The sequence below is a fragment of the Algoriphagus sp. NF genome (assembly GCF_028823735.1).
Taxonomy (GTDB): Bacteria; Bacteroidota; Bacteroidia; order Cytophagales; family Cyclobacteriaceae; genus Algoriphagus; species Algoriphagus marincola.
Window position 1 is genome coordinate 1 of the sequence record NZ_JAPEIB010000044.1, and the last position, 18,261, is coordinate 18,261.

The following is an 18,261-nucleotide window of genomic DNA, read 5'->3' on the forward strand; positions in this document are numbered from 1 at the left end:
CGCTTAAAATATGTTGGAAAAACCAAATACGGGTTAGGACAACCACCAAAACAAAAAATAGATGGACTTCCAATAATTCGTGCAACAAATGTATTTAGAGGCAAAATAGATGAAAAAGATTTAGTTTTCGTTGACCCCGATGACATCCCATATGAACGTGATCCCATATTAAGAACAGATGATATAATAGTGGTACGAAGTGGGGCATATACGGCCGATTCAGCAATTATTCCAAGCAAATATGATGGTGCGGTTACTGGATATGATATGGTTTTCAGGTGTAATGAAAACTTTTTTCCAAAATTTGTAGCCTTCGGTTTATTAAGTGACTACATCTTGAAAAGGCAATTGATCATGCATTCATTGCGAGCAGCTCAACCTCACTTGAATAGAGAAGAATTAGGAGAAACAATAATTGCTGTCCCATCTTTTGAAGAACAAAAAACTATTGTTCAAAAAATAGAAACTGAATGTTCCGCGATTGAAGCAAAAAAAGCCAAAACCCAAAAACTAATCAATCTTCTAACCGAATACCGCACCGCTTTGATCAGTGAAGTGGTCACGGGTAAAATAAAGGTGACAGACTGATATGAGCCTAACGACCGAACATACTTTTGAATCTGCCCTTGTCCAATCCTTAGTCGAACAGGGCGAATATTTACTTGGAAATTCTGAGGATTACAGCCGAGAGCTGGGACTTTTCAAATATGAGGTGATCCAGTTCCTTCAGCAGTCCCAACCAAAGCGATGGGAAAAGATTGCTGCCATTCACGGAGCAGATGCGGACAATCGGGTCATCCAGCGCTTGGTCAAAGAGATGGATCTTCGCGGAAGCCTAGACGTACTGCGAAATGGATTTGTGGATTATGGTGTTCGGTTTCAAATGGCTTTCTTCCAGCCTGCCTCTGGCCTGAATCCCGATGCGGTTGAGTTGTACCAAAAGAACAGCCTAAAAGTTTATCGTCAAATCTACTACAGCAGCAAAAACAAGAACTCGGTAGATGTGCTGTTGTCTCTGAATGGAATTCCGGTAGCAACCCTCGAACTGAAAAACCAATTCACGGGGCAGAATGTCGGAAATGCACTAAAGCAATACGCTACGACCCGTGACAATCGAGAAATTCTCTTTGCTTTTAAGAAACGATCCTTGGTTCATTTTGCAGTGGATCAGGATGAAGTCTTTATGGCGACCAAATTGGACGGTAGCAAAACATACTGGCTTCCTTTCAACAAGGGCTACAATAATGGCAAAGGCAATCCTCAAAACCAGAACGGATATCGGACGGCCTACCTTTGGGAAAGTATCCTCCAAAAAGATAGCTGGATGGAAATTATCCAGCGATTTATTCATCTTCAAACGGAAGAGTTTGAATCTGAAGGCAAGATCTACAAAAAGGAAAAACTGATCTTCCCTCGCTATCATCAGCTTGATGCTGTTCGCAAAGTCAGCTCGGATGTATTGGCTACCGGTACCGGTAAAAACTATCTGATCCAGCACTCGGCAGGGTCGGGTAAAAGTAATTCCATTGCCTGGCTTGCTTATCGTTTATCCAGCCTTCATGATAGTCAAGATCAGCGTATTTTTGATTCCGTGATTGTGGTTACGGATCGTAAAGTTCTCGACCAGCAATTGCAGAACACGATTTATCAGTTTGAGCATAAATCAGGGGTTGTTCAAAAAATCGACAAAGACAGTACCCAATTAGCCAATGCCCTAGGGTATGGCACGAATATCATCATCACAACTTTGCAGAAATTCCCATTTGTGGTGGAAAAAGTAGGTGAACTTCCTGATCGCAAGTATGCAGTCATTATTGATGAAGCGCACAGCTCCCAGGGAGGCGAAGCCAGTAAAAAGCTAAAAGAAGTGTTGGCCGCAAAATCTCTTGAAGATGCTGCCAGTGTTGAAACCGAAGATGATTACTCAGGTGATGATTTCATCCGAGAGCAAATTGAAAAGTCCGCAAAGGCAAGAGGAAGCCAAGTAAATATTTCCTTCTTTGCCTTTACCGCAACTCCTAAGTACAAAACGCTGGAAGTTTTTGGAGAAAAAGATCAGCATGGTAAGCCTAAGCCTTTCCATTTGTATGCAATGCGACAAGCAATTGAAGAAGGCTTTATCCATGATGTACTTCAAAACTACACGACTTATGAGCTGTATTTCAAGTTGACGAAGGCGATTCAAGACGATCCCAAGTTCAATAAAAAGAAAGCTGCTAAGGCAATAGGCAAATACGTTTCTCTTCACCCACACAACCTGGCTCAGAAAACGGAAATTATCATTGAGCATTTTCGGGATATCGTTTCCCAAAAGATTGGTGGGAAAGCTAAGGCGATGGTCGTGTGTGGTTCTCGATTACACTCCAAGCGCTATTTTGAAGAATTCAAAAAGTACATCAAAGCACAGAAATACGACAAAGAGATCAAAGTATTGGTCGCTTTCTCAGGTAAAGTAGTCGATGACAATTTCCCTGACGGAGTATCCGAACCGGAATTGACAGGATATAAAGAAAAGGAATTGCCGGAGGTCTTTGAAAAAGACGATTACAAAATCCTTATCGTGGCTGACAAGTACCAGACTGGATTTGATCAACCCCTTCTCCATACCATGTATGTGGATAAGAAGCTCTCTGGAGTCAAAGCGGTTCAAACGCTCTCCCGTTTGAATAGGACTTGCCCAGGTAAGGAAGATACCTTTGTACTGGATTTTGCCAATGATCGGCAAACGATCTTGGATTCCTTCCAGCCTTACTATGAAGTGACATCCGTGAAGGATGAAACAGAAATCAATCACCTGTATGACCTTAAAGGCAATCTAGATAAGTTTCAGGTGTATTGGGATCAGGATATTGATGCTTTTGCCAATGTGTATTTTGATCCGGCAACCAAGCTCAACAATGCTAAACAGCAGAAGTTCCTTTATAGCTTTACCGATCCTGCTGTAGATCGCTTCAAAGAAATCCCTGAAGAAGAGAAGCAAGACGAATTCAAAAAGGGTCTTCGCACTTGGACAAACCTATATGCGTTTTTGTCTCAAATCATGCCATTCATAGATAGCGATTTTGAGAAATTCTACGCCTATGCAAAATTACTCCAGACTCGATTACCAAAGAAGGAATTGTCTGATGCCCTGCATTTGGATGATGAAGTAGCTTTAGAATACTATCGCTTACAGAAAATCAAGGAAGGAGCCATCGAGCTTGAGAAAAGCAAAGATGGCGAACTAAGCGGAACGACTGAGGCAGGATTAAAACGGCCTAAAGACGAGGAAGCTCACTTATCAGAGATCGTTACTGTGTTGAATGATCGCTTCGGTACAGAGTTCGAAGAAGCGGATAAGCTCTTTTTTGATCAGATTGAAGCGGAGTTGATGGATGATGAAACCCTGCAAACCCAAGCCAAGGTCAACAAATTAGACACGTTCAAGTTTGCATTTGAAGACAAATTCATTGATAAAATGATTGGCCGCATGGATCAAAACCAAGAGATCTTTGAGAAAATTCTAGAAGACAAGCTCTTCGGTGATTTGGTTAAAGAGATAATGATGAAGAAGATTTATAAGCGGTTGAATGATTCAACCGCACAAAAAGGACTTTAAAAAATGACGAGAGACCTGACACAGTCGGCAATCGACAGACAAAATATTCTGAATAATTCTCAGGCCATTGACTCAATCCAAACCAAACTTGGATTGTCCGGTCTGCATTACAATGAGGAATATAAGTTTACCACCAAAATGGTGATGGACTTTTACGAAGTCAGTCGAGCAACGATCAGCCGTTATATAGCAAACCACCAGGATGAATTGTCCCATAATGGGTATCAAGTACTTAAAGGGCAAAAACTAAAAGAGTTCAAGTCTTTATTCGGACATCTAATCGCTCCTCATGATGACAGTTCACAGAGTATCACTGATGATACTCTGTCGGATCAAACCACTGATCATCAATCCATTTCTAGGATTAAAGCACTTGCGGTTTTCAATTTCAGGGCTGTATTAAATCTTGGAATGCTTCTCACCGAAAGTGAAAAAGCGAAGCAAGTCCGAAGCCTCATGCTCGACGTTGTCATAGACACCATCAATAAGCGCATTGGAGGTTCAACAAAGTATATCAATCAAAGAGAAGAAGATTTTTTGATTGCCATCGCTCGAGAACCGATTTACCGAAAGGAGTTTACAAGTGCACTGAGCCAGCATTTGGATATGGGACCAATGAAGTACAGCATTTACACAGATGCGATATACAATGCCATATTCAAGGAGAATGCAAAGGAATATAAAGCAATCCTACGATTGGAAGAAAAAGACAATCCCAGGGACACCATGTATGCCGATGTCTTAAAGTTAATTGCCTCTTTTGAAATTGGGCTTGCTGATGAAATAAGGGATGAAGCAAACAAACTCGAAAGAAAGCTAAGGCCTTCCGAACTGAACATTTTGATAGACCGCTTTTCTAACAAACGACAATGGATTCCTTTAATCGATGACGCTAGAGCAAAAATGGCCTCAAGGGATTATGGTTTACGAAACATAATCCATCAGCGCCTCCAAAAATATATTGGTGCACTAAGTCACGATGATTACACCAGATTTTTAGGAGACAGAAGCAAAGACCTTATCGAGAGAGTTCTGGAAAATCCGCAACTGATTGATGTTTTCAAAAGGCTGAAAGACAGATGAGTATTGATTTTCAATATTTCACAGTAGAGTATGCCATAGAGGTACATGACAACATCGTCAGAGAGTCCGGAGGTTTTTTTGGTGTACGAGATAGAGGACTCATAGAAAGTACCATTGAGCATATGAAAAATGACTTCTATTACCCGGATATAGAAGATAAACTCACGCATTTATTCTATTCAATCAACAAAAATCATTGCTTTAACGATGGAAATAAAAGGGCTTCACTGGCCCTAAGTGTTTATTTTCTGTACTTAAATGGTCTAGAAGTTCTTGCTGAGAAATTTATCCTGACCATGGAAAACATTGTAGTCGATGTAGCAGACAATCGAATCGATAGAGATTTACTCTTTGAAATTATTCAGTCCATTTTGTATGAAGAAGATTTTTCAGAGGAGTTAAAAATCAAAATCATTCACGCAAAGAGTGAGGAAGATAACAGCTGATAAGTGTTTTTAAGTTAGAACGCTTCGAATAGCAACAAAAAAGCCCCTAAGGGCTTTTCTCAAGATTCTTCCGAATCCGGTTCTTTAACGGAAACGTAAACCGTGTGGGTTTTTCCGTACTGATCAGGTTCTTTTAGCTTGGCGACATTGAATTTGACGAAGGTTTCTCCTTCATACTCGAAGGTGTGGTTTTGAAGCTCAGCCATATTCAGGCTCACTTCCACAATATCCATGTTTTCGACTTGCTTTCCTTTTCCGATGTACTTTTTTGAGAATGCCATAGTATTTTGGTTTTAGTTAAAATTTATGCAGGTCATTTAGGATGGCCGGGAAAGTGAGAAAAAATTAGAATTTAAAAACTGGGAGGCAGTCCGTAGGAAACCCTGTTTTTAGGAAATTCTGCTAGAAGCCCCAATTTTTTGAAACTGACAGGCCGTCCGACCTTTGTGCATACAATTGGATAAAACCGGAATAGGGCATGTAAATACTTCGAGGGTAAGGCAAGATGAAGAAACGGAATCAGCCACAATCAATTAAGAGTAACCTCCTCAGCAAGTGGCAAGGTAACCTCTCCAGGAGGTAAAGCCTTATATTCAAACTGTCGATAGACTTCCCCATCAGCCAAAACATTAACGGTCGCTGAAAGCGGCTGGAAAGAATCATCGGTTTCTCCTCCCAAGTGAACGGCATTGAAGACAAAACCTAAACTATGGATCGGAGCTGAAGAAGTGGCTGAAATAGTTGGGACTTCTGGCTCAAAAGAAAGGGTGTAGGTATTGCCTTGTTCAATCACTTGGGTCCAGTTGAGTTCAATCGGCTGATCCAACACCGGAGCAACAAAAGTAGAGGTTCCGCTAAGCATACTATGAACCGAAAAGGTCACTAGATAGTCGGTGTAATTCCCCTCCATTTCTACTTCAATGGTGACATTTTTCTCAACCAATTTAGGCTCCTCATTCTCCGAAGAACAGCTAACAAAAAAAATGGTAATTGCGATTAAAAACAGGTAATTCAGGTTTCTCATGGATTAAAATGGTTTAGTTTAAAGACTTGGAATAGTTAAATGTAAAAGACTGGATATGAATAAAATAAATGATTTGGCAGACTTAAATTCACCTACCGATTTCTTGCGTCTGAGTAGGTAAAACGTCCAATTTGTTGAAATTCATGTCATAAAACTGGATTTTCTTCGATTCCGGATCCGCTTCGATAAATACGGGTTGACCATTTTCCAAAGTGGCATTTTGGGTATTACCCCGTCCTAAGCTGGAGAGCAGCATTTCTTTTTCCTGAAAATTTTCAAGCTCCTTGATCGGGAATCTGCTCAGTTCAGTTTCCAGGTGGAATCCATGATCAGGATAGAACTTTTTGTAGGAGAAATTCCCCTGCTCATTACACTTTTCAAAATCCAATTTGATCCAGATGGAATCAATCTTTTCTCCTGAGCCTTCCTTCACCTGACCGACTTCGCTCGAAGCTAATACCCTATTATCCATTTGCCTATTTAGAATGGCTTTTTTATGGATAGATGCCCCTCTGAGCAAATTATAGGCTTCCTTTGCCGTCACGTCATTTCCCTTTCCATACGAAAATGTATTCTGGGTCTGATCGTTTAGGGTAACTTTCACGCTATCCAAAGAATAATTATAAGGCTTCGAAGATCTCGAGAAATTCAGCTCATAATTAACCTTGTCCTTTCCCATCCTGCCATCCTTTTGCCTGGCATTAAAATCGGCTGAGACTCCGATTTTAAAGGACTCCTCTCGCTCAGAAACTTTAGCTTCCAGGGCAGCATTTAATGAAGTACCAAAGCCAAGGAATTTCAGGTTCTTTTTGAGGAATTCAAGACTATTATTCTCCATAATTTTGAGTGACAAGCGTTTAAATATAGCAAAACCATATTAATTAAGGTCTTTCCAATGCAGTTGGTTTAGCTGATAAAAGGACTCAACTCCCTTTTGCTTAGGCTTAAATGTCCGGACTGTTTGAATGATCGCTTGCGAAATGCAGTAGGTTCGAAGTGAAAAATTGAAAATCGATTCCTTCGAGACTTTATTCCTCTTTCGGTTTTTAAGCTGAACACAATCATCGGATAAATAATACCTACAGTCCCGATTACAAACTAGATCCTGAACTTTACAATCCATCACCCTTCCCAAAATCGAGGTGCTAAATACCGTATTGATCTTGGCTTTTTTTGAGACCTTCCTGAATGCTTGGTCCAGTAAACTCAAGTCAAACTCGGCCCCGATGATCACGAAGCCAGCTTCATCAAAGGAGATTCTGGCTTTGAATTGATTGGCAAAGCAGATAAGGGAAGCATAGGAATCGGAGACAAAAATTGACCGAGAATGTTCTGAAAGATTAAGGACAGAAATCCCTATGGAAGCCGGTTTATTCCGGTAAAGGCTCAGGATTTCACCATCCACTTTCTTGCCTTGCTCATCAAAGAAGTCAAACACGATCTGGCCCGTTTTATCCTGATGGGCAAACTTGGAAAACAGACCTTGAATAGGCTTATCCACCCCTTTATAATTCAAAATATCAAAGGTCTCTGTCGAAGCCATTATCTTGTTCGAATCGTTTTCTTGGGTTCTTTCCTTCTTCCGTATCAATGCTGTTTAGCCGTTTGATGGCATTGATATCAAAGTCGTCCCTAACCGATTTTGGGAGTGAGGAATCTGCTGAAATCTTGGAATATTCCTCCTTGATGTTGTTCAAGTCTCGAATTGCATCTCTGTCATTCGGATTTCTAGCAATCCTTCGCTCTGTCTGCTTTTGAACCTCCTTGATGGCCTGAAGGTATCCTTCGCTATATGCTTTATCCTCCTTGCTTTGCTTTCCGAGCAATTTCTGAACACCGGTAATCAGCAGGTAGGACAAGCCGCCATCCAGCAAAACCGAAAGGACTAACCCTGACTTATTTGATCTGAGGCCTTTTGGAGCAGATGGAGAAAGTTGAAATGCTGTCCCATCTGCCAACAGCACCGTTTCCCCTTCCTTGTATTTCTTCTTTTGCTGTGGATCGAGTTCTTGCCCATTGACTGATTGAGGGGCTTTGATGTCTCGGGGATTGTAGGAGAGAAATTGTTTGGTTCGCTGATCGTACTCGATGATCTCAGTCTGAATGTTCCCTTCTTTGTCAACATAGGTTTTCTTGATATTGGCCAATTCTTTCCGGACCAGTTGATTCCGCTCTGCGTCATTCAAATTGGGATGTTGATTAGGTTCCCTGTAAACCGGATCAATCCGCAAGGCGGGATTCCCATCTTCTCCCCTGACTATGGAAAGTCTAGCCGGTAATTTATCGATGAAAATATCCTTCCCTTTCAGGTCGGTCAATTCCACTACATCGGTTATCCCTCCATTTTTAAGGGCGTTGACTTCTCTTTCAGGAATGGTAAATTTTCCGTTTTTGATGACTCCAAAAATCTCCAAATCCTTCATCGGTAATCCATTTTGATTTGTCATGTTGCTTGCTTTACGGTTTTGATAAATAAGTGATTGCTTCTTCTTTAGTCGATAGCATTGAGATCAATTGAATGAATAAGACTGGATTGACATATTCCCTTCCCTTTTTGATGCTCAGGTGTAGGTGATCGCCAGTAGCCCTTCCCGTACTTCCGGAAATCCCCAGGATAGTTCCCGGTAAGACACGATCGCCCTTTGCTACAAAGGATTGAGAAAGGTGACCGTAAATCGATTCATAGTTGCCGTGTTGGACTTTGACAAAAATTCCTAAAAGCGGATCGTTGCCCACCGAAACCACAGTTCCATGAAGCATGGAAAGCACCTTTGAACGCTTGGTTTTTAGATCGATTCCCCCATGAAATTTCGTTTTTCCGGAGAATGGATCGGAGCGGTAGCCAAACTCTGAAGTCAGAAAAAAATCCTCTAAGGGAAGGGATGCCAACAATAGCTCCTCCCCATGTTCCACGGCTAGTTCCTGTTGGGACAAAGGAGGAATTTCAGACCCTTTCGCTTCTTGCTTGAATTCAGCGGACCTGATCACGTTCACTGAAGTCATTTCCTTTCGAAATTCAATGGAATTGAATTGAGGAAATGCCTGGTGAGCAAAAAGAAGAAGTATAATCGATAGGTTCCTTTGCATGATTTCAATGACTTAATCTAGGATTGCCATTTCCCGGTGCTTTTCAATAATCTCAGTAACCTGTCGGTGGATTTTCTCAAAGTGCTTGGTCAAGATCTCTTCCTTTTTCCCTTTGAAATCATAGAATTTCGGAGTGCTTCGATAGGAGATTTCCTCTTGCCTAATCTCTCTTATATCGAGATTGACCCGGCAATGGACATTGGAGGTTTTGTATTTCCCGTCAAACTGAGTCCCTTCCGTGGCGATAATTCCCGCAATTTCCCCGGTATGCATGGAGGCAATTTTTCCCGCAGGAATCAGTGGATCATATCGCTCACTATATGAAATCGAGGTTTTATCCCGATCAATCGAAACACTCTGCCCCAACTGCTTTCGCTTTCCAAACATCATCTCCAACCAAGACAGCGTGTCCTTATGGCGAACTGAACCACAAAGCACATTTCCGATCACCGAGGTCATGGTCGATGCCGTATCCTTTCCCTGAAGCTGGTTTAATTGGGGCAATTCCTGCAAGCCGAGTAAAACCGCTACTTTATTGCTCCTGGCAGTAGAAATCAGGTTTTCGATTTTATGGATATAAAAAGTCGGCGCTTCATCCGCTATCAAGGCAGTCGGCAGATTCCCTTTGGTATTGATCAATCGGGTCAACCGGTTAATGATCACCGAATAGCAAGTACCCGTGATACTCTGCGTTTCGGTACTGTTTGCAAGAACCAGAATGGATGGAGAATTGGGGTCCGAAATTTTAAGGTCGAAATCATCCCCACTGAAGACCCAAGCGGTTTCTTTGGTATTGAGCCTTGAAAGGAAAATCTTCAGGGTACCGACCTGCCCTTCCAGCTGTTTGTAAACCTTCTTTTCAAAGGCGCTTCGGAAGGGAGATACCATGGATCTGAGTTCAGGATATTTGGTCAGACAGTTAAAAATATCCTCGTAGTCCCTGTTCAGGAAATCCAGCACATGAGCGAATGTGGAATACTTACCCTCTTCGTATCGAGACACAAAGAATATACAGGCAGAGAGAAAGTTGATGGCCGATTGCTCGAAAAACTTGTCTGCTCCTCCTGTGGAATCGGATTTTTGAATGGATTGAAAAATAGCCTCTGCAGTTTCAGAAGCATTGGCCACTGTCTTCAAATACCTTCTGTTGATCGGATTGATCCTCCTGGAATATTCTACCTCATCCAGATTGATCACATGGAATTTGAAATTTGGATTTGCCTTTTTGTCCTGAGCTTTCAGATAGTGGAAATAGGCAATCTGAGCCAAGTCAGGAAACTTAAAATCGTAAAGACACATAGTAAATCCCTTGCCAATCATCTGTCGGATAAAAGGATTGATCACTCCAAAGGACTTCCCGGAACCCGGGGTTCCGATCACAAAAGTTCCTCGGAATGGATTGACCAAATTGATCCAACCTTTTCGGACTTTTCCCCTGAAATAGAATTTCATGGGAATGTTGACAGAATAGGGGTTTTCGATTTTTTTGGTGTCTTGCATGAAGGACTCTCCTTCGATATTCCACTCATCCTTTCCCAGACCCGATTTGATCAGTTTCGATACATTGTCCAAGGAGGTATGGATCAAAACAGCCCCAAGAAATAAAGATAGGCTATACCCTAGGTCTTGAATGGAAGTGAGATCCATCACCAAAAATGAATCTTCCAGCGTGTAGAGATAGATCGATCCAAAGAATAAAATCAGGCCGATTGTCAAGGGAAAAATGATCTGATTTCTCGGGTTTAAATCCAGGTTCTTTCTGGCCACTGTCCCGATAGCTGAAAGGCAAATCGCGATCAAAATGGCCACTTTTCCAAGAAGCACATTACTATAAATCTTCAGGTTTTGCAGCTTTTCAAAAAGAGGAAAAAGAAATCTCCCCAACCCATCCATAGCTAACAACTGTGGGGCGTAGACAAACATCAGAATGTCCAGAAACACCATCAGGTAGACAATGAATTGAAAGGTCGCGTGAAGGCTTTTTAATTCTCTTTTCTCATTCATGGCAAAGGCTCAGTTGAAGGGGAAAATCATTTTTAAAGTGTGTCTGCCGCTAAAAGGTCTGCGTACTTGATCTCCAAAGAGAGCGTTCTTCCACTGATTTGGGATTCCGAAAGCTCGATGGTGAACACCTTGGAATTGGGGAAGGTGAACTTTTTAAACACGTAGATATTTCGGTATTTCTTCTCAAAGCTCTCCGGGGTGAAAAGCTGGTACTCGGGCTCTATCTCAATGGATTGGACATTGGTTGCTTTGGTGATTCGCTTGTCCTCGATCTTAAACCTCAACTGGTCCAGATCAAATTTGAGATTGGTCTTGTTGATAAAGGAGATATCCAAAAAGATATAATCGTCCACCGTGTAGATACTGTTCACCTGACCGGTTACTCCGTACTGGCTGCTTTTGGTGATCTTGTCCTTCCCCTTCCTTTTAAATGCCTCTATTGAAAAATACCGAAGCTCTTGGTCGCTCATAGGGATTTTGCCGACCTCCAAGGGGCTGGTGTGAGTAGGAAGAATTTCGATTTGAGTCTTCAGCTGTCGCTCATCATGGGCATACCATAAATCGTACTGTGCGATGAACTTCTGCCCGACAATAGTGACCACCCCCAAAGACTTATTGTATCCATTGAGGTTAGACACACTGTCTCGGATTGCTTTTACCCGAAATACACTCTCCAAAGGAATATCACCGATCATATTGTCGGTCGAGATATCCACGTATTGGATAGGTTCGGGAGAAAGAAAGTGTAGCGAGATTTCCTCGTCGATGTAGATCTTGGGAAGTTGGCTTTTCAGCAGCGTTCCGTTTTGCTGGGCATAACCCGAAATGGATATCGCCCAAAGGATAAAGGTTATAATCTTTTGTCTCATGATAGGTCAGTTTTGGTTTTGGATCATTTTTCCGTTTTCCTGCAATTCGTTGGTATCAATCAGATAGACTGAAGTCCCATACTTGATATTGGCCTTGTTCTTTTTGATGGATTTGGAAACAGCCTGGGAAGTAGAAGTGAACATTCGTTGGAGTGCAGACATATACAGTTGACTCAAGGCATCTGAGTTTTGCTGCATGGTCAGATTCATTCCTCCGGTGGTATTTCCTCCGAGTTCTTTGGAGAATTCCCGGAAGGCACTGGCAGGAACATACAGCCCCTCCATCCCATCTACATCATAAATGGAGAGCTTAATCGGGAAGATTTGATCATTGATCATGACCGAAGAAATGGTCAGCTTCACCCGCTGAGCTTCATATCCGGAAATCAAGGCATAGAGGTAAGTTCCCCTGCCCACAATGGCATTTCCAATCAGGATATCGTCTAAAAGTCGGATTCTCAATCTGGCCCCAAGAGTACCGCTCTTGATATCCTGGTCAATGATTGCCTCGATGAACTTCCCCTTTTTTTCTCTGGTGACGGTATTGAATAAGGTCGCTGCCCCCTCTGACTTCTGAACCCGATAAACTTCGTTTTCGGCCTCTTTTGGTTCGGGTTGACTCTCCTTTTCTTTTTGCTGTAGCTCTCGATAAGCAGGATCATTCGCTTTGGAGATGGAGTCTATCACAGCCATCTGCGCTTTGAATAGCTCCATGGGATCTTCGTATCGGTTGACGGGAACTTGGGTCTTTTTCCCTTCCAATTGATTGATGGCATTCAGCAATTCTTCATCTTCCTTGGAAAAGCTTTGCTGCCTGGAAGGTTGTGGCAAAACAGATGGAAAACCATCGGCTGCATCGGGTTTTTCCGAGTATAGACCTGCACCTTTTAAAGCGTTGTCTATGGAATCCAGCAGCCGTTTTTCCTCCTCGTTATAAAGTGTTTTGATTTGGCTGGATTCTTCCACCTCGAGCTCCAAGCCTTTGATAGCCGTGTATCCATCATTTGCTCTTTTATAGGTTTCTCTGGAAGCATCGAGTTTGGAATCAAGCGGTTTTTTCTGGATCTGTTCCGACACTTTGCCAATCTCGGATTGGATTCCACTGAGCCCCTGAACAGGCTCAGCCGGACCGTCTTTGCTAAAGGATTTATACCCGTAAAACAGCAAGCACAAAAACGGAAGCATGATAATCGGCAGGATGTATCTGGGCTGTTTGAAGTCAATTTTCATTGGAGTGGTTATTAAAGTATTGCAGTTGCTCAATTGCTTTTTCCAGATAGGTGGAATCCGTCTTTGAAATGGAATCCTGAGCTATAATCCGTTCTATTTCAGCCTTTAACTCTGCTATTTTCGCAGCCCTTAGTGTCAAATCCTGCAAGGCTGAAAATTCATTTGAAAGCTCTCTTGGGATAGCTTTTAGCTCTTTTTTGAAATTGTTAGCCTGATTCTCCGAGTCAGGCTTCAGCACAAAAAAGGTCAGGATGAAAGACGTTACGATGAGAAGGAGCATGCCACAAAAAATGATCTTGGCATGTCTATCTATCAACCCTTTCAAATAGCCATTTATTCCCGCTATGTGAGGGTAAAGCTCATTTTTCAGTTCTTGGAAAATGGTGGTATCCCGATCCTTAGAAGGTGTTTTTCGAAACATTGCTCAGGTCTTTATTTTCAATAGTTTTCCAATTCGTGATTAATACCCCATGGCTGTTATTTTCACTTCGAGGGATATCGATCAATTCCCCCTCAGTGATGATCGATCGGGTGATTGTGGCACTTCTTCGATCTATCTTTTGCTTGCCGTAATACCGGAATCTATTCTGATCCAGGACAATCGAATCTGTCTGGATAGAAAGCACTGAACTTGACGAGAGAATGGAATTGAAGTAGCCCTTTTCTTTCAGGTTATTGTATTGGCCGACTCCGGTCTCATCCACGAAATACATGGCCCTGCTCATCTGATATTCGATGTGCTTATCATCGGGAGTCAGGTTGAAAAAAAGGCTATGGAATAAGTCCACGGCTGCTTTGTACTCAGCTGGCCTATTCATTTGCATATTGGCCTGCTTGGCCAAAATGGGAATATCATTATCCAGGATATAAATGGACTGCCTAGCATTGGCTACCTGTTTATAAGCGTAAACCGAAACAAATCCACAGATAATGATTGAGGTAAGCAGGCTTCCCAAGGAAAGAACCGTAGCCAATCTGATTTTCGACTCAATATTTTGGATGATCATGGTTAGATTAGTTTAGCTCTTGAAATTGATTTTGAAGCAGAAGACCCCATCCTTCCGGCGGTGGTTGCTGCCGAGGAGATTCCTGAAGTGGAAATGATCCAAGTGGAAATGGAGGGCACGGTAGTAATGGCAATGGCACTGACAAAAAATGCAACTATCACCAGCCCGAAACTCAAAAAGCCATTGGATGCCAGCCAAGCCATTTTTTCAAGTCGATCCGCTCCGCCACCGGTTGAAAGCAGGTACTCGTACTTGTCAATTTCGACCTCCAAGGCGTATTGCTGGAGTCTTCCTGTGATGTAGAGAATCAAATAAGCCACTCCCACATAAAGGTTGACAGAAACAAACCTGGCTATCCAAGTCGTGAACGCATCCCGAAAAGCCGGAAGGATACTCACCACCACTGAAAAAGGTCCGAGTATCACCAACACCGTTGAGTAGATGATTTGTAACATGAAAATGATATAGACACACACCCTCAGAATCCAGATGGCCACCAATTCGATGATTTGGGTAGCAAGCAGCTGAAGGCTGGTTTGCATCCTAATCCGCATTTGGACAATAGGGGCTAGAATCTGATCGGAGAAAAATCCTTTTACCCCGTCAACAATCACCGTCCCCAAGTCCTTATCGGATTCCTGCGCCTGTTCCGATGCCATCTCCGTCACTGCCTGATATTCCACCAGCTGATCGGCCATCTCGATCATGTAGGCCGCACGGTCAAGTCGCAAGCCATTATTGATATCGTTTTGGGTCCCGAAAAGGGCTTCTGTTCTGGCTGCGATCAAATTGGTGGGAAAAGCGATGATCTGGCAGAAAATTGGCCACCACATCAAAAGAATTACCAAAGCAAATGGTCTCAGGAGGGGCATGATTTCAAGTTTTTTGTCCCCTGCCATCATTTCATAGCATTTCAGACTGAAAAAAATAAGCATGAAAATACAGGCCAAGGTCTGAGCATCTCTCATAAAAGGATCAGAGTGAGCAAAGCCATAATCCCTCATTTCTTCAAAGAAGGTCATCACTCCCCTGTCGTAAATACTATTCCCTTGCAAATAGCTTATGGTCTCCTTGTACTGGTCATGGTTGGCCGATTGTGCAAATCCGGAGATGGATACCCCAAGGAAAATTGATAGTCCTGTGATCAGCTTCTTCATTTCAGCACTTGGGTTTGGTTAGCAATTTTCTTGGCTCTATCCTCCTCGCTTTTTGGATCTGAAAGGATAATCTCTCCGCTGATTTTCCGCTGGTTCAGCTTTCGGAAGGCAAGCATATTGGAAGACATGTTCAGCTTGTATTGCCACTTTTTAAGGACATCCCTCATTTCAAGCATGATTCTGTGATACATCAGAATCCGTTGCCCTCTTTCCATATCCAAGCTCTTGGCAAACTCAAATCGCTCTGAAAGCGAAGCCATGTTGTTTACATACCATTGGTATGCCCCATGATCAGTCATGTACTGGATTACTTCCGAAGGAACACCCTGAAAAGCTGAGACTTCAGGGTTTTCCAAAGGCTTCAGCTCTCGCTTATAATAGAATTGGTAAAGAGGATCTGTTGATGAAAAAGCACCTGAAATGCGGGCTATTTCTGCGGTCGCCAAGTTCTTGACCGTATCTGAGTGCTGCTTGTAGTAATTGGAGGAAATCTGCATTGCCGCTGCCAATCCCAGCCTTTGAGTCTGTTCTCCCCTTGGAGATAAAGGCCTTCTGTCCAGATCCGGGTAATTGGGATGCAATCCCCAGGTGATATACCAAATTGGATTCGTTGGGATTCCTAGCAATCTGTTGGGTTCAGGATAGAATTTATCTTCATCCCATTGCTTAAAGACCATCCGTTCCTGCTGAGCGACAATCGCTCTATCGTGGATGGGAGTCTGTCCGTAACTGAGAATACAAACAGAAAAAAGGATCAAAAATGAAAGAATTGGCTTCATCGGGTAAGGATTTTCTGTTTGATGATAATTTCATTAATCAATCCTAAATCACGATTGATATAAGCTTGATAGGGATTGAGAGATCGAATTATTCCATTGGTCTTGGCCCAGTAGATGCTGTTTTTTGCGGCCAGTACCAGGGCAAGAATTACCTGTAATTCCTTCTGAACCGAATCAAGTAGCTCATCCCGGACATTGTAATTCATCAGGAGATCATCGCCTTCCTTGAGAATCAGGGAAGAAACTTCCGAGGCCAGATTGAGACTTCTTTTTTTCGCCTGAGCCGTGTACTCTTCCACAAAAAGAAAAAGGATGGGATTATCGCCCGCCAACCGGAAAGCCTCTGCGGAAATTGAACTGATATCCAAGACCGTCTCCGCTATCATTCTCACCTGAATTGCATCCTTGAACCCCTCATTGATTTGGGTCAGGGAGTTGACAATCATGGTTTGAACCAGAGCAAGGCTGGATGAATTGAGAATGATATCATCGGTGTTTTGCCTGATGATATCCAAGGTTTGGTGATACCCTATTTCACTGGCGTTTCTTACAGCAGCATTGGCATTGACTATCGAAAAATGGGCTTTGTCAAATATTACGGTCTGCCCATAAGATTCAAGCACCATGAAACAGATGAAAAGAAAAAGGAGATTCTTCATCGGGTTAGGGTTTTGGCGTTTTGAATAATTTCTTCTACCAAATCCATTTCCGTTGCCACATATTGTAGGTAAGGATTGACTCCTCGCTTCCTTTCCAGATAGTGTTGAAGTGATTTGGAAACGGTGTAGGAAAGCCCGTTGATCTCCCTCAGCTCGTCCAGAATGTGCTGGAAAAGGATTCTTCTTTCCGAAACTTTCATCTGGTTGACCACTCCGATACTTGCCGAAAGGCCAAAGAGGTAATTCAAAAGTGAATAGGATCTTTCGACGAAAACCTTTTCAGACTCTACCGCAAAAAGTACCAGTTCCGGATTTTGACTACAGTAGAAAACGATTTGCTGTTGGTTATCAATAATAGAGTTGACTAAAGGATCAGCCGCTGCACCGATTCCAAATGCATCGATGACAATGGAAAGTTTGGCAAATCGATCCTGAACGGCCCGGTATTTCTCCTTTACCGACTTGAGCAAATTGGTATTGACCTCCTCATTAACCGAGTTCCTACCTTGATTTTCTTTCGCCTCTTTTTGAAGGTTGTATTCAGACTTAGATTCCTCGACCAGCTGGTGGAGAAGAGCCACATTGGTTTGGGCAAAACCCACCTCAAGGCTAGCAAATAAAACGAAGGAGAAAAGCCAAAAAGATTTCATCATTGTAGGGTTTTGGCTTTTCTGGCTATATCCTGAGCAAGCTGGATATCCACGTTGATGTAACCTTGGAAAGGATTTAAGGCCCTTACAAATCCTTTCATCTGAGCGAAATACATAGCTCGATACATGCCATAAGAGTAGGATCGCAGGATGACCATTTCAGTCAAAATCTGATTGATCAGCTTGGACCGTTCTCCTGCGTCCATGAGGTTATTTTCTCCTCCCTTCAACACAAATGAACTGACCTCCAAAGCCAAGGAAGTTGCCCTTTGCTGAAATAGGGTAGCATTCCGTTCGGCAAATAGGAGTAAAGCTGGATTCTCTCCGGCTAAGTCCATCACCTGGCTGAGGTCACTTGAAATCCCGGTGGCTATTCGTGCTATTTCTTGCACATTGGAAAGATTGGTCAAAATCGAACTGACCTCAGAAAGTCCCTTGTAGATTTTGTCCTGCATCGTGTTGACAATGGTCAGATTTCCGGTGATCGCCAACTGTCCCCGCTCAATCAAAGTCAACCGTTCATTGGTGGCATTCAGCTGGGAATTGATGACCGCAGAATGTGCAGCCGTTGCACCCGCTACCGCAGGATCTACATAGACAGTTTGCCCAAAAGCAGATCCCGAAAGGATCAGAAATACCAGTATGTTCAAGCTCTTTTTCATAGACAT

General features: G+C 42.6%; 20 protein-coding genes. 4 read left to right on the forward strand and 16 right to left on the reverse strand.

What is annotated here, in order from left to right; genetic code table 11:
• From OU792_RS16250 to OU792_RS16265, 4 genes are all read left to right on the forward strand, one after another.
• The coding region (locus OU792_RS16250; RefSeq protein ID WP_274670730.1) for a restriction endonuclease subunit S at nucleotides 1-588 on the forward strand (588 nt) is incomplete at its 5' end.
• Between the two features lies 1 nt (nucleotide 589).
• Nucleotides 590-3,598, forward strand: a complete 3,009-nt coding sequence (locus OU792_RS16255) for a type I restriction endonuclease subunit R (protein ID WP_274670731.1) — start codon at nucleotides 590-592, stop codon at nucleotides 3,596-3,598.
• Nucleotides 3,599-3,601: 3 nt separating this feature from the next.
• On the forward strand, nucleotides 3,602-4,681 hold the full coding sequence (locus OU792_RS16260) for a DNA-binding protein (protein ID WP_274670732.1): 1,080 nt from the start codon (nucleotides 3,602-3,604) through the stop codon (nucleotides 4,679-4,681).
• Nucleotides 4,678-5,127 (forward strand): type II toxin-antitoxin system death-on-curing family toxin, encoded by a 450-nt coding sequence (locus OU792_RS16265; protein ID WP_274670733.1) that lies wholly within the window; start codon nucleotides 4,678-4,680, stop codon nucleotides 5,125-5,127. Before OU792_RS16260 ends, OU792_RS16265 begins: the two co-directional genes overlap by 4 nt.
• A 59-nt stretch (nucleotides 5,128-5,186) precedes the next feature.
• Here the strand turns inward: OU792_RS16265 and OU792_RS16270 are convergent, their stop codons facing one another.
• From OU792_RS16270 to OU792_RS16345, 16 genes are all read right to left on the reverse strand, one after another.
• Complete coding sequence (locus OU792_RS16270) at nucleotides 5,187-5,408, reverse strand: hypothetical protein (RefSeq protein WP_274670734.1); 222 nt, start codon at nucleotides 5,406-5,408, stop codon at nucleotides 5,187-5,189.
• A gap of 248 nt (nucleotides 5,409-5,656) precedes the next feature.
• The gene (locus OU792_RS16275; protein ID WP_274670735.1) at nucleotides 5,657-6,151 is read right to left on the reverse strand and encodes a hypothetical protein; all 495 of its coding nucleotides are present in this window, start codon (nucleotides 6,149-6,151) and stop codon (nucleotides 5,657-5,659) included.
• 88 nt (nucleotides 6,152-6,239) lie between these two features.
• A complete protein-coding gene (locus OU792_RS16280) occupies nucleotides 6,240-6,989 on the reverse strand; it encodes a hypothetical protein (protein ID WP_274670736.1) in 750 nt (249 codons plus the stop codon).
• Between the two features lie 39 nt (nucleotides 6,990-7,028).
• Nucleotides 7,029-7,694 (reverse strand): hypothetical protein, encoded by a 666-nt coding sequence (locus OU792_RS16285; RefSeq protein ID WP_274670737.1) that lies wholly within the window; start codon nucleotides 7,692-7,694, stop codon nucleotides 7,029-7,031.
• Entirely contained in the window at nucleotides 7,672-8,598 is a 927-nt protein-coding gene (locus OU792_RS16290; protein WP_274670738.1) for a DUF4099 domain-containing protein, read from the reverse strand. Before OU792_RS16290 ends, OU792_RS16285 begins: the two co-directional genes overlap by 23 nt.
• A gap of 10 nt (nucleotides 8,599-8,608) precedes the next feature.
• Nucleotides 8,609-9,238 (reverse strand): M23 family metallopeptidase, encoded by a 630-nt coding sequence (locus OU792_RS16295; RefSeq protein ID WP_274670739.1) that lies wholly within the window; start codon nucleotides 9,236-9,238, stop codon nucleotides 8,609-8,611.
• Nucleotides 9,239-9,250: 12 nt separating this feature from the next.
• A complete protein-coding gene (locus OU792_RS16300; RefSeq protein ID WP_274670740.1) occupies nucleotides 9,251-11,242 on the reverse strand; it encodes a type IV secretory system conjugative DNA transfer family protein in 1,992 nt (663 codons plus the stop codon).
• Between the two features lie 32 nt (nucleotides 11,243-11,274).
• A complete protein-coding gene (traN, locus tag OU792_RS16305; protein WP_274670741.1) occupies nucleotides 11,275-12,111 on the reverse strand; it encodes a conjugative transposon protein TraN in 837 nt (278 codons plus the stop codon).
• A 6-nt stretch (nucleotides 12,112-12,117) separates the two neighbouring features.
• The gene (gene traM, locus OU792_RS16310; RefSeq protein WP_274670742.1) at nucleotides 12,118-13,341 is read right to left on the reverse strand and encodes a conjugative transposon protein TraM; all 1,224 of its coding nucleotides are present in this window, start codon (nucleotides 13,339-13,341) and stop codon (nucleotides 12,118-12,120) included.
• Nucleotides 13,331-13,762, reverse strand: a complete 432-nt coding sequence (locus OU792_RS16315; RefSeq protein WP_274670743.1) for a hypothetical protein — start codon at nucleotides 13,760-13,762, stop codon at nucleotides 13,331-13,333. Before OU792_RS16315 ends, traM begins: the two co-directional genes overlap by 11 nt.
• Complete coding sequence (gene traK, locus OU792_RS16320; RefSeq protein ID WP_144605577.1) at nucleotides 13,740-14,348, reverse strand: conjugative transposon protein TraK; 609 nt, start codon at nucleotides 14,346-14,348, stop codon at nucleotides 13,740-13,742. Before traK ends, OU792_RS16315 begins: the two co-directional genes overlap by 23 nt.
• A gap of 2 nt (nucleotides 14,349-14,350) precedes the next feature.
• Nucleotides 14,351-15,505 (reverse strand): plasmid transfer protein, encoded by a 1,155-nt coding sequence (locus OU792_RS16325; RefSeq protein ID WP_274670744.1) that lies wholly within the window; start codon nucleotides 15,503-15,505, stop codon nucleotides 14,351-14,353.
• Nucleotides 15,502-16,284, reverse strand: a complete 783-nt coding sequence (locus OU792_RS16330) for a hypothetical protein (protein WP_274670745.1) — start codon at nucleotides 16,282-16,284, stop codon at nucleotides 15,502-15,504. The genes OU792_RS16325 and OU792_RS16330 overlap by 4 nt, the downstream gene beginning before the upstream one ends.
• The gene (locus OU792_RS16335) at nucleotides 16,281-16,943 is read right to left on the reverse strand and encodes a hypothetical protein (RefSeq protein WP_274670746.1); all 663 of its coding nucleotides are present in this window, start codon (nucleotides 16,941-16,943) and stop codon (nucleotides 16,281-16,283) included. Before OU792_RS16335 ends, OU792_RS16330 begins: the two co-directional genes overlap by 4 nt.
• Complete coding sequence (locus OU792_RS16340; protein ID WP_274670747.1) at nucleotides 16,940-17,596, reverse strand: hypothetical protein; 657 nt, start codon at nucleotides 17,594-17,596, stop codon at nucleotides 16,940-16,942. Before OU792_RS16340 ends, OU792_RS16335 begins: the two co-directional genes overlap by 4 nt.
• The gene (locus tag OU792_RS16345) at nucleotides 17,593-18,255 is read right to left on the reverse strand and encodes a hypothetical protein (protein WP_274670748.1); all 663 of its coding nucleotides are present in this window, start codon (nucleotides 18,253-18,255) and stop codon (nucleotides 17,593-17,595) included. The genes OU792_RS16340 and OU792_RS16345 overlap by 4 nt, the downstream gene beginning before the upstream one ends.
• Nucleotides 18,256-18,261: the final 6 nt, after the last annotated feature.